Source organism: Leptodesmis sp. (genome assembly GCF_052746595.1).
Map to the genome: position 1 here is coordinate 16,469 of NZ_JBRAGO010000050.1, position 16,089 is coordinate 32,557.

Sequence of the window (16,089 nt, forward strand, 5' to 3'; positions counted from 1 at the left end):
AATGCTCAAAGCGGGTAGCTAAGCTTCTGCTTGCTAGATCGTAGGGTTTACTTTCCAGCCTACAGCAGGTCTCGCTTTAGGTAATAAAGATTGTGCTAACGAATCATAGGGGCAGAATTCGTTTGAACCATCCGATTGTAGCTTCTCTCGCAAATATTATCCGCTTTTCATTTAGCTTTGCCATACATTTAGCTTTGCCACAGTTTTAAACCTTGCCCGAGCCCAGAACCGTGGTTTCTCTGATCGGAAAACGATAGTTTTCTAGTTGGACTTGGTTTAGCAAGCGATTTATGACTTTCCATAACTGCATCATTGATTTATCCCGATTAGCTTTGTAGCCACAAACGAAAGGAGCTTTGGCCGCTTGTACAAGAGCATATCGAGCTTTCAATCACCCTAAGCTTAAGCACAATGGCTGACTTGAGAACCGGGAAGCAAGAAAGCTTGCTTGCCACATGAGTTAACTAGGAAGGTCACCTCTTTGCATACGTTAACTCAAATCTTACGAATTGAGTCCACTTGAGTATTAAGTTAAATCGCAAATCCACCGTCAGCGAGTTTTTGTCGATAAAAATCTCAGGGATCGCTGAAAAGGTTCAGCCATATCTTGGTATTTTATTTTCTCTTTCTTATGAAATCCCTCTTTTCTATAAATAAGGATGATAAGCGGTGAATCAGGTTCTTTTAGCCTCGCTGCTAAGGGCAGTTCTTGTGTTCACCATCCTTGGATGACGATCCGTTTCTTCGGAGTGTTTCCCCCTAAGACTTAAGCGATCGCCCTTTAACCTCTCCATCCTCCATGCCCCTCTTCCCACCTCCTTCGATAGAATGAAGAGCTGACACTGTTGCCTCATTTGTTCATGATCTCCCTATCACCTGCGCTCAAAGAACGTCTTGCCACCCCCTTGCAGATTGGTGATCTGAAGGTGAATAGCCGGGTGCTGCAGTCTCCCCTGTCGGGCGTGACGGATCTGGTGTTTCGGCGGTTAGTGCGACGTTATGCGCCAACCTCCATGATGTATACGGAAATGGTGAACGCAACAGGGCTGCATTATGTGAAAGAGTTGCCCCGGATTATGGAGGTAGACCCTAAGGAGCGACCGATCAGTATTCAACTATTTGACTGCCGTCCTGATTTTCTGGCAGAAGCGGCGCAGATGGCGGTAGATGAAGGAGCCGACACAGTGGATATCAATATGGGCTGTCCGGTGAACAAGATTACCAAAAATGGGGGCGGTTCTTCCTTGCTGAAACAACCTGAATTAGCAGGAGAAATTGTGCGATCGGTAGTCAATGCCGTAAACGTTCCTGTCACGGTCAAAACGCGAATTGGCTGGACGGATAAAGAAATCAACATTTTGGACTTTGCCAAGCGCATGGAAGATGCCGGAGCGAAAATGATCACCGTTCATGGCCGAACCCGCGCCCAAGGCTACAACGGGGCTGCCAAGTGGGAGTGGATTGCCAAAGTGAAGCAGGTGCTATCGATCCCGGTGATTGCCAATGGCGACATTTTTTCAGTGGATGCAGCCGTTCGCTGCCTGGAAATGACAGGTGCCGATGGGGTAATGTGTTCCCGTGGCACGTTGGGCTATCCCTTTTTAGTGGGTGAAGTGGATCATTTCCTGAAAACCGGGGAACAGAAGCCTGTCCCAACGCCTGTGGAACGGTTGCAGTGTGCCCGTGAGCATTTGCAAATGTTGTGGGAATATAAGGGCGATCGCGGTGTGCGTCAGGCTCGTAAACACATGACCTGGTATGCCAAAGGGTTTGCCGGAGCCGCCGATCTACGCGGCCAACTCAGTACGATCGAAACTGTTCAACAGGGATTAGAACTGATCGATCGGGCAATTGAATATCTATTGCAACGGGGAAACGAGGCGATCGTAAGTTCAACCCTGGAAGCTGATCCAGAACCAGCCCTCATGTAATTGGTTTAGGCGGGGGTGCATGCTTCTAGCTAATCCAGCAAATCGGCCCCGTCTTGTTGTCCTGAATGTAGTTGCACCCAGTGTCTCCGCAGTAGCAAGATGTCATCTCCCTCCCCTGCCTGACCGGAATCTCAATCCAGAATTCCGCCCCTTGCCCAGGCTGGGAGGAGCATTTCAGAATGCCGTGGTGCTTTTCTACGATGATTTGATAGCTGATGGACAGTCCTAATCCTGTGCCTTTACCAATCGGCTTGGTGGTGAAAAAGGGATCAAATAAGCGGTTCAGGTGTTCTGGAGGAATGCCAGGACCATTGTCTTGAATACGGATAACGATAGATGGTGTGGGGTGTGAAGGAGAAGATGGCATGGTCAGTGCAGAAGATGAGGACACCGAAGGGCTTTCCAGAGAATAGGGAGGAATGGCTTCGGTGTAGATGGTAATGGTGGCAGGGTTTGCCTCAATGTCCTCAGTTGAGCGGGTCTGGTTGTATGAATCCAGGGCATCGATCGCGTTACTCAAGATATTCATGAACACCTGATTCAGTTGCCCGACGTAACACTCGACCGGGGGTAAGTCGCCGTATTCTTTGATCACGATAATTGGGGGACGGTTAGCGTTGGGCTTCAGGCGGTTCTGTAAAATTAACAGGGTGCTGTCAATTCCGTCATGAATATTAACTCGCTTCATGTTGGATTCATCCAGGCGAGAAAAATTGCGCAAGGAGAGGACTATTTCTCGAATCCGATCGGCTCCGATCTGCATTGATTCCAGCATCTGAGGTAAATCCTCGATGAGAAAGGGTAGATCGATGTCTTGACGAAATTGCTGAATCTCAGGGTGGCGATCATAAATGCGATCGTACAGTTGAACAAGTTGCAACAAGTCCTGAGTGTACTTGGCTGCATGAGGCAGGTTTCCATAGATAAAGTTGATTGGGTTGTTAATTTCATGAGCCACACCAGCAACCAGTTGTCCCAGACTGGACATCTTTTCCGTCTGGATCAGTTGTGCCTGGGTTTGTCGCAACGCCTGAAGCGCTTGAGCCGATTTCGCCATTTCCTGCCGTAACCGCCGTTCATTTACCGTTACCTGCCCTAACAGCGCATAGAACGAAATGGTTAAACGGCCCAGTTCATCTTCCCGGCTCATCAACTCTTCGCTCTTGGTGTTCATTTCGGCCAATCGGTTGCATTCATCCATAATTGGTTGCAGGCGTTGATTGAGCCGTCGCACAAAGAGAGCCACAACAATTCCCTGAACAGTTGACGCACCAATTACGGCTCCCAGAATGCCTGCGGTCAAAAATCGCCAGACTGGCCCCACGACAATCGCCTTGGGCACAACAGCCATCAACACCCAGTTGTTGTTAGGAATTTTCTGATAGGCCCAATATTCTGATTTGCCCTGGCTATCCTGCCATTGCACAACCCCATTTTCCGCTCCGGCTTGAAGTTGGGTCTGAATTGTGTTCCACAGTCCCTGATAGTTATCTAACTTGGGAAGGGAGTCAGGTTGAGAGCTTGCTGAGGATTGGGGGGATAGGCAATCAGGTTTCCTTGGGCACTGACCAGCAAAAAGTAACCCGCATCGCGCATAACGGGAACATTCAGTTTCTTGCTCAAAAACCCCAATCCCAGATCCTGGCTGAGAACCCCCAATAATTGTTTTTGATCGTCATAAAACGGCATGGAATAGCTGGTACTGACCAGGGTTTGGGGAGGAGTGAGAGAATCTTCTACGTAACTCTCCGGTTCCAGCCAAATCGGTTTGCCTGCGGCAATGGGCTGCTGAAAATAATTCGTCGTGAAGTTTGTAGGGTCGGTATTCCCCAATTTGGGTGGTTCTACCGATCCAGTCTTTTTCTGACGGGCCACATAAGGGTAGGCATATTGTAAGGAGGGAATGATCCGGCGATCATTGGGCGGCTGACCAAATCCCAGGCCGGTTCCCAGAACCGAAGTTTGCAGTGCACGGTACATCAGGTCGCTATATACCTCTTCCCGGCGTTCTCCAGACGCATAAAGCGTTTTCACGGCATCCACAACCGTTTTAGTAGATGATTCTAGGGCGCTAAAGTCCCCTTCTAAATTTTCGGTTTTGACCTGTAAACTGGACATTAGCTCAGCTTCCGATTGCCGTGCCAGTTCTCGATAAGACCAGTAGGTAGTTCCCAGCAGCCCAACCAGCGAACCTCCTACAACGGAAATAAATAATCGCAGCCCAACTGAGCGGAGCATTGAAATTCCTGACTTTGGGCGAGGTGAAGCCATGTCCGCAGGGATGGATTGCATAATAACTCTCCTGAAACAAGGGCCGGGGCGCTAGAATGTGCTGCCAGTATGCCCAAGTTGAGCCAGGGGAGCGACAAGGAGATAGGGGGGTGGCGATCGAGGATCGGGGGAAAAGACCCACCCTTCGCACAAACCCGATTCATCATGTCATTCCTTCAGTCTCTAATCCCCAATTCCCAATCCCAACATCCGATTGCCCGGATTGTAATAGCACGTCAGCAGAGAATCCATAACCTCCTGGCCAGCAGCGATCGCGGCTACTTTGTCTGCAAACTTGGGATCAATCAGATGTTTCAGGGGCTGATCGACTTGATTAAAGTGCTGCATTGTCTCGGCAGCAATCCGATCCCAGTGGGAGTAATAATGCAGGATATCGTCATCTGTAATTTCGTCACCCGGATAAATATCTCTAGCAGCCAGTTCAAAGTAGTAGGGAGTGGCAATCAGGGTAGAGTTAAAACTGTGGTTGACGTAGCGGGCGATATCCCAACATAGAATATACTGACTCTGTTCATCCCGAAAACAGAATTTCAGCAGGCGATCGCGTAGCAAGGGATCCAGCGCCATGACGTAAGCCTCTTCATATCGCTGGTCTAGTTCATCCAAAATCCAGGTAATTGTGCCTTTAGGAATGAACTCTGTCGCAAATACACCGTAACCGATCGCTTCATTGATGAAGCGAAGCTCTGTATGGGGATGAATCATGGTTGTCGTTGGGCATCCGTACTGAAAAAGAGCTGGCTCTGCCAGGAAACTATGCAAGACAAAACCTCCTGTGGAATAACAAATTTCCCCAGGAGGCTTTCTTACAGACCTAGAAATGCTTTAAGAGCCAGAACAATTAGTAGATAGAGCAAACTGCACGACCATTGGCATTCAGCTTGATTACGCCATCAGCACCGTTGATCACAAAGGGGACCGCATCTTTACCAGCGACACGAACGATGCTGGCAGGAGAATACAGGCACTTGGTCACATCAGCACCCCAAGTTTTGATATCGCTGTCCACACCGTACTTGTCAGTAATTAAGGTATCAGAGGTAATGGAGTCATCTTTAACTACCACGGTGGTAATTGGCAGGGTAAACAAAGCAGGCAAAACTGGGGGAGTTGGCAGAGTTAAGGAAGTGGTGCCAACGAAGGATTCTCTGGGCAGTACTGGGGTGGTAGCCTTAAGCTGGGCCACAGCGGGTAGCGAAGAACCTGCTACCAGGGCGGTAGCACCTAATACGGAAAGAACGCGCATGTTCATGAGATATATCAACTCCTCTCAACAACCTAACGACAACTGAAAGGTTCAAAAAGTCCGTTTATACTCAGTTGCTCCTTTATTTCTACACTGTTTTGCCCTTGAGAGCCAATATCTAGCAGACGGATTTCTCAGGGAAATTATCTCGATCGCTTACCAATCAACCTGAGCGCGTTCATGCAAAATTCTGCCGTAAACGGCTTCTGTCTGTTGTGCCAGCTTATCCCAACAAAACCGTCGTTCCAGATCCTCATAAGCATTCTCAATCAACCATTGAGCATAGCCCGGATTTCTTAATACTTCTAAAATACCCCAGGCCAGTGAATCGGAATTATTAGTCCAGGTGACGATCCCGGTGCGGGTATGGCGGACGATTTCGGGAAAGCCGCCTGTGTCCGAGACAATCACCGGAACGCGAGCGGCAAAATTCTCTAGCACTACAATCCCAAAGGGTTCGTACAGGCTGGGAAACACGGCACAATCGGCGATCGTCCGAAACTTGTTCAAATCCTCATCCGACATAAAGCCTGTGAAATAACATTGGTTCCAGATGCCAGCGTTCCAGGCTTGCCGTTTGAACTCATCCACATTCCCCGTGCCAATTAGGACAAATTTGACGTTGCCGCCCATTTCCCAGATCACCTTGGGAGCCGCGTTCAGCAGCACGGAGATCCCTTTTTCATAAGTCATGCGACCGACGTAGTAGACAATCTGTTCGTGATCAGCGGCAAAGTGGCGACGAAACTCCTGGGCATCGAAGGGTTCCAGCACCAGTTTTTTTTCTAGATGAATGCCGTTGTAAACGACATCAATTTTGTCCCAGGAAACGCCCAGCACCCGCTCAACCTCCAGCCGCATGTAATTGGTACACACAATCACGCGCCATGCGTGGTAAGCTAGTTCATTTTCTTTATTACTGATAAATTGCTGTTGCTCGGAATAAATGCCGTTATGCCGACCGTACTCCGTGGCATGGATGGTAGCGACCAGGGGAATTTTGAAGCTGTTTTTGAGGGCGATCGCCGCATCTCCGACTAACCAGTCATGGGCATGAATCAAATTAAATCCACTTTCTTCCAGTAGCAGTTTCTCTCCGTGCTGCCTCATGCTGTCGTTCATGTTGGATACCCAGTGAAAGAAATTGTGACTGGGGCCAACACTGACTCGATGCACATGTACCCCCTCAACTAATTCATATCGGGGAGCCTGCCCAAACTCGATCGTGATCAGATGAATCTCATGCTCCCGCTTGACTAATTCCGGATACAGTTCAGCGACATGCCGAGCAATTCCACCCACAATTCGCGGCGGAAATTCCCAGGCAAGCACCAAAACCTTCATGCAGGGCAATCTCAATAGTTGACTTAAACCAAATCCAGCCAAAGCATGGCTCTTTTCGGCCAGATAAATTTCAGTTCTGAACTTGGATGAGGTTTATATTACCTAGATTGACACATTACAGACCAGGTCGGGGAGTAGATTTGCTTAGGATTCGTCTGGGGCATGGCGACAATCTTGTGAAGAAATGGAAGCAGGCAATTGGACTACTTTCTCCTGGCGCGATCGGCGATCAAAAAGGTCATGCAGTATCACATAAAAGCAGGGAATGATAAACAGAGTTAACAGGGTGGCCAGCGATAACCCTGAGAAGACCACAATTCCCAGCGGTTGCAGAAATTCGCCTCCCTGCCCCAGGCCCACTGCCAGGGGGAACATCCCTAAAACGGTCGTAACAGAGTCATCAAAATAGGCCGCAGTCGTTGAGGGGCTGCCTTCAGAATAGCTGTATAGCGATCGCAGCCTTCTCGCTGCAGGGTTTGATTGGCCAGTTCTACCATGACGATCGCGTTGTTCACCACGATCCCCACCAGCAGCACCACCCCTACAATCACCGTCGCCCCGATCGCCGTTTTCGTGACAAATAGCCCCAGAATTCCACCCGCTAAGGCTAATGGAATCGTAAACATGATCACCAGCGGGTCAATCAGGGAGTTGTACTGTACCGCCATTACCACAAACACCAGAAAGGCGGCCAGGCCACCCAAAACTGGCAAAGTAGCCTGGAGTTGCTGATTACTTTGAGCCGCCGTACTGGGGAGCACACTCACCCCTTGCGGCAAGTCCAGGCCATTCAGCACCTCCTCTACTTGCTTTAAAACGGCCCCCAAACTGGCTCCCTGATTCAGGTTTCCGGCAATAAATACCTGGCGTTGATTAATCCGCTGTACCTGACCGGGAGCCTGACCTGCCTCAATCCGGGCTACATCCCCTAAGCGAATTTGCCGATTACCTTCTACAAACAGGGGTAAGCGCTCCAGTTGGGATGGTTGTTGTACCGATTGGCGATCGAGTCGCACCCGGATATCCACCAGCCGATTTCCTCGTTGCAATTGCGTAGGAACACTGCCCTGAATCGCCGTTTCCAGCATTTCACCGATGTTCTGAATGTTTAAATTCAGGGCCGACAATCGTTCCGAATCCGGAGTGATTTGAATTTCCGGCTGGCGAGCATCAGCATCGGGACGAAAGCTGGTGAGTGTGGCCTGGTCTTCCAACGCCTGGAGTACCTGCCGTCCGGCCTGATTCAATGCTTCCTCACTATTTCCTTGCAAAATTACATCCACTTCCGCGCCCTGCACCGGAGAATTATTCAAAATTAGTCCCCGTACCTAACCTGGACTGAGCCGCAGCCGAATATCCACTAGATTCAACTGGCGTAATTCCCGTGTCACCCTAGTCACATAATCCTCCACACTCGTTCCAGGCTTGAGCGTAATCGTGCTGGAACTCCTCAGAAGATTCTCACTGGTATTGCTGCCAAACAAAAAACTGCCCACCGTCGTGAAGACATACTCCGTTTCTGGTTGGGCCAGCAAAGTTTTATCGACTGCCGCCACCACCTTTTGATTGTCTTCCAGCGATGTATCGGGGGGAAATTGAGCGTTCAGGTTTGCCTGTCCAGTATTGATGCGGGGCAGAATTTCTTGGGGAAGTTGACCGGCCATCCAAAAGCTACTACTGCCCAAAACTAGGATGGTTAACCCAACGATCAGTAACTGTTTTGCCAGCACCCATTGCAGCAGCGAGGTATATCCACGAGTACCGTCATCAAAACGACGGTTGAATTGTTGCAGCAATCAGAACTTGTTAATCCCACTTGAACGGCGAATTCCCAATAGCCGTGAAGTCAGCATCGGCACTACCGTCACGGCAATCAGAATAGATGCAGCTACGGCAAAGCTAATCGTCAGAATCAACTCATTGAACAACAGCGCAATCAAACCACCAATGAACAGAAACGGTAGCACCGCCATCAGATTGGTACTGGGGAAGCCACCAGCGCCGACTCTACCTCCTGACTGCTGTGGATGGATTGATGAATCAACTGTCGGGGAGTCAGACGACTAACCGCACTGCGGCCTGGAGTCATGCCTGTCCCTTCCGCAATGTTTTCCAGCATGACGATCGAGTTATCCACCACAATCCCCACACCCATTGCCAGGCCCCCTAGACTAAAGACATTCAGGGACAGCTTAAACACACCCATGAGAATAATCGCCGCCAGGGTTGCCAATGGAATCGCCAGCACAATGATCAGCGTCTGCCGAATCGAACACAGAAACAGCAGCACCGCGATCGCTGCCAATCCTTCCCCCATCAGCCCTGAACTCACCACATTGGAAATCGCGCTTTGAATAAAGATGGACTCATCCAAAACGGGCAATAACGTCAGATCCGCCGGAATCACCCCCGATTTCCGCAACTCCTGAGCATCTTTAAAGCGCCCGATCGCCCGTGTCAGCGGCTCATTGTCCCGAAATGCGTCCCCCGGAAATATCTTGGTTGCGATCGCGCAACTCCCTTAGAACATCATTCAAGCTCACCCCTTGAGCCTGTAACCGATTCAAATCAACCGTGACCTGGATCTCTTCATCTACCCCTCCAGCCACATCCACCACTGCCACACCGGGAACCACTCCCAGTTCCTGCGCCAATTCCTCATCGGCAAGCACCCGCAGATCGACAGGCCGCTGAGAGCGTCAACATTAAGGTGCCAATGTGACGACGAATGGAAAGAGCGCTAAGGCTAAAGCCAGTAGGACGATTTGCATGAGAACTGTGGAGAGGAACAGTGAATGAAGGAAAACAGGCGTGAAGCCCAAGACAAAGTTTTAACTTCTTAGCTTTTGACCTGATCTCAAATCGAAAGGTTCTGCATTCTCAGTCTGAGATTCAATCTAAGGTTCAAAACTGAGAACTCAAATCTTAGAGACTGTTTGTAAACCAATGTTTCGATCCTCCTAAATCTCCCTTAAAAAGGGGGACTTCAGGCATTCTGGTTCGCTTCCCTCCTTTTTAAGAAAGGTGAGGGAGGATCCAATCCCAGAGCATATTTCCTGCATCTTAATATTCATCTACAAACAGTTTCTTAAAACTCAAAATCTGCCTGCAACTAACTTCTTGGGCTAGCACCTTCTGATAGAATACTCAGCCGGATGGGAGTACCCTCTTTGAGGGCTTTGCTGCTGCGAACGATGAAGCGATCGCCCGGTTGTAATCCAGCCAGAATTTCCACCTGTCCATCACGGCGATTTCCCAGAGTTACAGAGCGGGCGGCAGCAGCTGTCTGTTTACCGGAACCTGTCACGACAAATATAGTGCCTGTTTTGCTGCCGGATTCCTGACGGTTCTGGCCTCTCGCTGGAGTGACGGAGTCGGAGGATAGGGGCTTCGCTGCAGATTGCGATCGTGCTCCTGCCTGACGCTCTTCATGGTTTTTGAGGGCGGTTTCCGGCACAACGACTCGCTTAATGACCTGTTGAGTGAAATTCACGCGGGCCAGCAGACCACTGCCAATCTTGCCATTGGGATTGGACATGGCCACTTCTACGGGGATTAACCGCGAGGTGGGGTTGGCTGCCGGAGAAACTCGTGTTACCCGTCCTGCAAAAGTCTGGCCAGGAAAGGCATCCAGCTTCACCTGGACAGGTTGACCAGGGCGAATCGTACCCAATTCCAATTCCGAGACTTGCACGGCCACTTTCACCTGGCTGAAGTCTCCCAGCTTTAAAATTTCGCTTCCTGGTTGGGCCAGGTTGCCTAGTTCGGCACTCGTTCGAGCACAAAGCCCGTTACAGGTGCGGTCAGTAAACTGTAGGATTGCCGTTCTTGCTCTCTGGCCACGATCGCCCGTTGAGCAGCCACCCGGCGTTGAATTGCAGCCACAGCTTTTTGGCGGGTACGCACCTGGCTCTGGGCCGATCGCAACGCTTGCTGGGCTGTTCCCACTGTTGTGCGGGCGTTTTCCACTTGTTGTTCTGGGACTGCCCCTTCTCGGAATAATTGCTCCAATCGGGACAAATCAGATTGGGCCTGTGCCAGCCTCAACCGCGCCTCTTCCACCTGGGTTTGGACGTTACTGACTTCGGTACGAGCCTGCGCGACTTCAGATTCTCGTGCGGCTACTTCCGCTTCTGCTTCCACGACGGCAGCGGCCAGAACATTGTCATCCAGGCGACCCAGCACCTGCCCCCGAGTCACGCGATCGCCGACATTCACCGCTAAATCGATTAACTGACCTTCTACCCGCGATCGTAAAGAAACCTGGCGATAGGGTTGGGTCGTCCCGGTATATTCCAAATCCGGCTGCAGGGGAATCGTGCGGGCGATCGCCACATCTACAGCCGCAGGTCTGTTATCACCCTGGGCCTGGGGTTGGGCTTCGGCATCTGCTTTGGGAGGCAGCCCACAGCCAGAAAGGGGAATCAGTGATCTGGCAAAAATACCCCAAAAAAGACGGATTGCCAGGTGTCTGAATTGCAAAAGGGACTGTGCCATAAAATTCTCTTGCGTACCCGGTTTGCAAAAGGAATAAACTGTAAATTTTTTTCATAGTATCTTAAGGATCCCTACCCCATCAGGCATCTACCCAAAGATTTATTCGCACCTGTTTATAGACTGCAAGCAACCAGTTTCCTTGTACTCTAGAACTGAGCCTGTGCATGAGGGCAGATACCAGGAGGCGTTATGTTTGGACTTGGGTGGCCAGAAGTGATCATTATTGCGGTGGTGGCAATCTTGATTTTTGGGCCGAAAAAGATTCCTGAATTGGGGGGAACTTTAGGCAAAACTCTGCGAGGGTTTAAGGAAGAGATCAACAAACCTGGTGAGGACACGACGGAATCTGAGACGAGCGATCGCGAGTCATAATACTGCCTGGAAGGTGGCAGGGCAGGAAAGTGAGACTACAGAAGCAGTGAAGGATGAGCATTGGACTGCTGCGATCGCATGGAATCCAGGGAGCTTCCCTTAAAGGCCAGAAAAGCTCCTCCCATAATCAAAACCCCAACAACTCTGAGATTGGGAAAGGGGGTGTGGGATGGGATGAATACCAGTGAAAGCAGCTGTGCGTTAGGCAGGCACTTCTGAGTTTTGCGTCGGATCAACCACGTCAGCGTCAGCCGTCGCAGGTGCGGAAAGAGAACCATTAGAGGCAGAAGTTTCTGCTGCGACAGACTTGACTGGAGCCAGTTCTGGCTCTGCAATTGGACGGCGGTTATTAATCAAAGCGATCGCCCGACTAACACTTTCTGGCAGAATCACTACCAGACCATTCAGGGGAGCGCTGTCCAGAGCAGATTGAATTGCTCTAGTTTCATCCAAGATGGTTTCAAAGCGACAATCGGGTTTCGCCTGTTGCAATCCCCGTGCAATCAACCGGGCTGCTTCCCCACGGGGGCGACCACGGGTATCATCATCTTCTTTGATAATGATGCGATCAAACATTCCCGCTGATAGGGTTCCCAGGGTAATAAAGTCTTCGTCTCGGCGATCGCCAGGGCCACCGACCACGCCAATCCTTTCCCCTGGCCAATTTTGGACAAATCCACCCAGGGCTTGGTAACTATGAGGATTGTGGGCATAGTCCACCAGGGCATGGTATTTGCCCAGATTGAACAAATTCATCCGTCCGGGGGTTTGTCCGGCTGAAGCCCGGAAGCTCAGTAAGGCAGCCCGAATGTCCTTAATATCCACGCCCTGGGCAAACGCCGCCAGACTAGCCGCCAGAGCATTGGCAATCATAAAGGGAGCACGCCCGCCTAAAGTCAGGGGGACATTAGCGGCAGGTTCAATGCGCAATGTCCAGTCTCCTTTCAAAATTGACAGATAGCCATTCTCGTAAACAGCCGCCAGCCCACCTTTTTGGGTATGCGCTTTGAGCAATTCACTCTCCGGATTCATGGAGAAATAGGCAATCTGACCTGTTACCCGGCTGGCCATTTCAGCCACCAGGGGATCGTCTGCATTCAGAATCGCGTATCCATTTGGCATCACTGTCTCGGCAACGACGCTTTTCAGGCGTGCCATTTGCTCGATTGTGTCGATATCGCCAATGCCCAGGTGATCTGCGGCAACGTTGAGCACAACCCCCACATCGCAGGAGGTGAAGGCTAGCCCCGATCGCAGAATGCCACCTCTGGCAGTTTCTAGAACGGCGACTTCGACTGTGGGATCTTGCAGAATTAGTTGGGCACTTTGTGGCCCAGTGTTGTCTCCGGGTTCTGCCAGGTAATCGCCAATGTAAGTCCCATCGGTGGTGGTATAGCCAACCACCTGCCCCGTTTGCCGGAAAATATGAGCGATCAGCCGAGTGGTTGTGGTTTTACCGTTGGTTCCGGTAATGGCCACGATCGGAACACGGCTGGGAGTACCGGGTGGGAAGAGCATCTCCAGTACGGGTTCGGCCACATTGCGGGGAATACCTTCACTGGGGCAAACGTGCATCCGGAAGCCAGGAGCCGCATTCACTTCCACAATCACACCATCAACTTCCCGCAGGGGGCGGCTGATATCCTGAGTCACCACATCAATGCCAGCAATATCCAGACCGATAGTTTTCGCCACCCGTTGAGCAATCCAGACGTTCTCTGGATGGATGTCATCTGTGCGATCGACAGAAATGCCCCCCGTACTCAAGTTAGCCGTGGCTCGCAGGTAGCAGATCTCTCCCTTGGGCAGCACCGTATCCAGGGTATAGCCCTGCCGTTCCAGTAACTGCCAACTGGTGCGATCAAGGACAATTTTGGTTAATACATTATCGTGACCGATCCCCCGACGCGGATCCTGGTTGGTGATTTCAATCAGTTGTTCGATCGTCGAGTGTCCGTCTCCTACCACGTGGGCTGGAATCCGTTCTGCGACCGCAACCACTTTGCCATTTACGACCAAAATCCGGTGATCCCGTCCCTGGTAAAAGCGCTCCACGATCACTGCACGGGATACTTCTCTGGCTGCATCATAGGCTTCAATTGCCTGCTCCCAGGAGGTGATATTGATAGTAATTCCCCGACCATGATTGCCGTCCAGGGGCTTGATCACGATAGGGTAGCCACCGACGAACTCGATCGCCTCTTCTAATTCATCCAGAAAGTAGATCGTTGTGCCCTTAGGAACTGGAATCCCAGCATCTCGCAGAATTCGCTTGGTGCCTTCTTTGTCACTGGCCAGTTCCACGCCCAGGATGCTGGTAAAGTTGCTCAGCGTTGCCTGGATGCGTTTTTGATACACCCCATACCCCAGTTGGATCAAACTGCGGGCACCCAACTCAAACCAGGGAATGCCCCTGGCTTCGGCCTCTTTGACAATCGACTCAGTACTGGGACCAAGAGCGCCTTCACTGGCCAGTTCCCGCAGGTCGTCCAGATCCTTTTCCAGTTCTTCCTGGGGATACGTGCCCGTGTCAACAATGCTCTGGCATAAGCGTACTGCTGCCCGTGCTGCATACCGCCCCGCTTGTTCATGCTGATACTCAATCACCACCTGATAAACACCAGGTGTGGAAGTTTCGCGAGTGCGTCCAAAGCCAACGGGCATTCCGGCTAATTCCTGGAGTTCCAGAGCCACATGCTCAACGATGTGGCCCATCATAGTTCCTTCCTGCACTCGTCTTAGAAACCCCCCGATGCAACCTGGAGAACAGAAGTGTTCCATCAGGCTAGGGAGAATGTTGACTAACCCTTCGTAAAAGCCTGGAATTTGACTGGAAGGTTTGTCAGCTAAGGCTTCCAGATCCAGACGCATGACGACCAATTTTTGACGACGAATACTCCAGTAGTTGGGCCCACGTAATGTCTGGATCTTCAGTATCTTCATAACAGTATCTTGATTAGATTTGAGCGCGTTCAGCACCCACTACACACTCAACGCAAACGTACAGTTGAAGGCTGGTTTGGAAGCTGGTCTTGGGCAATTATTCAGTGTCATCCTCTAGGCAATCGCAAACTGTCCATTATGAACAGTTTTTAGTTCGGTCAGACTTATCAGTCCATTTGACAACAGCATTTTTGTCTATCTTGAAATTCAAGATTTCTAGAGAGGGAATGATCACTAACTTCGTTCTACCACCTTTGGTGGTGTTCTCGCAGTTAAAAGCTTGTACAGTTAAGCGCTTTCTTCACTAAAAACTTCCAGAGCAAGAATGAACTGGCGTTCGTTTACGTAGATCATAACGATCGCCATAAACCAGGACGTGCACTTTGAGATTACAGATCCTGAGCGGATCCGTAGCTCCGACATGATGTTGGTTGGTATGAGTCATGTCCTGCGGATCAATCACTGTGACAGTTCCTTTGCCTAACACCTGCATCAGGCCATCTCCTTCAAACACGGCACAGGTATCCTCATCAATGCCGATACCAAGGCGATCAGCGTGGCCTGCGATTGCACTCATCAATCGAGCCATTCGATTCCGGTTATGGAAGTGCTGATCCACCAGCAGTTCGGGGATGATTCCCAGTCCTGTCGTGATGTCCACCAGCGATCGGTTAGGAGATTCGCCACTACCACCGCCAGCGATCATATAGTGACCCATGACAGCAGCTCCAGCACTGGTTCCAGCCAGGGTGATTTCTCCCCGTTGCGCTCGCTGCCGGATGGTATTCATCAATAGTGTATCTGCCAGCAGACCACAGAGCCGCAGTTGATCCCCTCCAGTCATAAAGACTCCCGTGCAGTTTTCGGCGTAGTTTTGCAGAACGGGATTTTCACAGTGTTCGCGATCGCGAATGTCGAGAATTTCAATCCCCTTCGCTCCCATTTCATTAAAAATTTCTCGATACCGCTCCCCAATCACAGCGGGCTCACGAGACGCAGAGGGAATGATGGCAATGCGGGCATCGGTAGCCCCTGATCGATTGAAAAAGTTAGTCAAAATTTCTCGCCCATGAACTTTATCTTCGGCTCCCCCGATGATCATAATGGCGGTTTTGGTTGATTGAGGCATTTCCTCTCCAAGGAACTGAAACTGTAACTGCGGAGGCGCATTGACTCCAGATGTGTGATGAAATAGGCGCTCCAAAAACTTCGTAACGGAGGTAGGCACACTGCTCTTATTCATGCTCTGCGAGGCTCCCCTGTTGCTTGGCTAGAAGCGTATCCACTGGATAATGCTGACACTCAGCTAACTACATCATTTATTTAAACTACATCTTGTGACTAAAACTTTTCCAAGTCCAGAACCACAGTTCCGCTGAAAAGGAAACTTGAGGTTTCTAACTGAACCTGGTTTGGTTTGGGCTATCAACCCAATGCCTTGCAGAGTGACATCCTCCCGACACC

Annotated in this window: 14 protein-coding genes and 1 pseudogene; 3 read left to right on the forward strand and 12 right to left on the reverse strand. The window is 50.6% G+C overall.

Features of this window, described 5'->3' with window-relative positions; genetic code table 11:
* The first annotated feature begins 860 nt into the window (after window positions 1–860).
* Window positions 861–1,931, forward strand: a complete 1,071-nt coding sequence (gene dusB / locus ACUVQO_RS12415) for a tRNA dihydrouridine synthase DusB (protein WP_445926189.1) — start codon at window positions 861–863, stop codon at window positions 1,929–1,931.
* Between the two features lie 25 nt (window positions 1,932–1,956).
* On the opposite strand, the gene ACUVQO_RS12420 is transcribed toward dusB, so the two are convergent.
* The 10 genes and pseudogenes from ACUVQO_RS12420 to ACUVQO_RS12465 form a co-directional block, all read right to left on the reverse strand.
* Entirely contained in the window at window positions 1,957–3,357 is a 1,401-nt protein-coding gene (locus ACUVQO_RS12420) for a sensor histidine kinase (protein ID WP_445926190.1), read from the reverse strand.
* Between the two features lie 65 nt (window positions 3,358–3,422).
* Window positions 3,423–4,223: a cache domain-containing protein gene (locus tag ACUVQO_RS12425; protein WP_445926191.1), complete on the reverse strand. Its 801-nt coding sequence runs from the start codon at window positions 4,221–4,223 to the stop codon at window positions 3,423–3,425.
* A gap of 162 nt (window positions 4,224–4,385) precedes the next feature.
* Window positions 4,386–4,985 (reverse strand): SET domain-containing protein-lysine N-methyltransferase, encoded by a 600-nt coding sequence (locus ACUVQO_RS12430; RefSeq protein ID WP_445926192.1) that lies wholly within the window; start codon window positions 4,983–4,985, stop codon window positions 4,386–4,388.
* A gap of 79 nt (window positions 4,986–5,064) precedes the next feature.
* Window positions 5,065–5,475, reverse strand: coding sequence for a hypothetical protein (locus tag ACUVQO_RS12435; protein ID WP_445926193.1), 411 nt, complete (start codon window positions 5,473–5,475; stop codon window positions 5,065–5,067).
* Between the two features lie 150 nt (window positions 5,476–5,625).
* Window positions 5,626–6,813 (reverse strand): glycosyltransferase family 4 protein, encoded by a 1,188-nt coding sequence (locus tag ACUVQO_RS12440; RefSeq protein WP_445926194.1) that lies wholly within the window; start codon window positions 6,811–6,813, stop codon window positions 5,626–5,628.
* A 144-nt stretch (window positions 6,814–6,957) separates the two neighbouring features.
* Window positions 6,958–8,786, reverse strand: a pseudogene (locus tag ACUVQO_RS12445) (efflux RND transporter permease subunit).
* Window positions 8,786–9,220: an efflux RND transporter permease subunit gene (locus tag ACUVQO_RS12450; protein ID WP_445926195.1), complete on the reverse strand. Its 435-nt coding sequence runs from the start codon at window positions 9,218–9,220 to the stop codon at window positions 8,786–8,788. The pseudogene ACUVQO_RS12445 and the gene ACUVQO_RS12450 overlap by 1 nt, the downstream one beginning before the upstream one ends.
* 58 nt (window positions 9,221–9,278) lie before the next feature.
* Window positions 9,279–9,485: an efflux RND transporter permease subunit gene (locus ACUVQO_RS12455; protein WP_445926196.1), complete on the reverse strand. Its 207-nt coding sequence runs from the start codon at window positions 9,483–9,485 to the stop codon at window positions 9,279–9,281.
* Window positions 9,486–9,925: 440 nt separating this feature from the next.
* Entirely contained in the window at window positions 9,926–10,633 is a 708-nt protein-coding gene (locus tag ACUVQO_RS12460; RefSeq protein WP_445926202.1) for an efflux RND transporter periplasmic adaptor subunit, read from the reverse strand.
* Complete coding sequence (locus tag ACUVQO_RS12465; RefSeq protein WP_445926197.1) at window positions 10,573–11,310, reverse strand: HlyD family secretion protein; 738 nt, start codon at window positions 11,308–11,310, stop codon at window positions 10,573–10,575. Before ACUVQO_RS12465 ends, ACUVQO_RS12460 begins: the two co-directional genes overlap by 61 nt.
* A 189-nt stretch (window positions 11,311–11,499) precedes the next feature.
* Here ACUVQO_RS12465 and tatA point away from each other — a divergent pair, with 189 nt between their 5' ends.
* Together tatA and ACUVQO_RS12475 are read left to right on the forward strand one after the other, a co-directional pair.
* Complete coding sequence (tatA, locus tag ACUVQO_RS12470; RefSeq protein WP_445926198.1) at window positions 11,500–11,682, forward strand: twin-arginine translocase TatA/TatE family subunit; 183 nt, start codon at window positions 11,500–11,502, stop codon at window positions 11,680–11,682.
* 53 nt (window positions 11,683–11,735) lie between these two features.
* Window positions 11,736–11,870, forward strand: coding sequence for a hypothetical protein (locus tag ACUVQO_RS12475; protein ID WP_445926199.1), 135 nt, complete (start codon window positions 11,736–11,738; stop codon window positions 11,868–11,870).
* Window positions 11,871–11,883: 13 nt separating this feature from the next.
* On the opposite strand, the gene cphA is transcribed toward ACUVQO_RS12475, so the two are convergent.
* Window positions 11,884–14,625 carry a cyanophycin synthetase gene (cphA, locus tag ACUVQO_RS12480; RefSeq protein ID WP_445926200.1) on the reverse strand — a complete coding sequence of 914 codons (2,742 nt, stop codon included), beginning with the start codon at window positions 14,623–14,625 and terminating at the stop codon, window positions 11,884–11,886.
* Window positions 14,626–14,929: 304 nt separating this feature from the next.
* Entirely contained in the window at window positions 14,930–15,754 is an 825-nt protein-coding gene (locus tag ACUVQO_RS12485; RefSeq protein ID WP_445926201.1) for a cyanophycinase, read from the reverse strand.
* Between the last annotated feature and the right edge of the window lie 335 nt (window positions 15,755–16,089).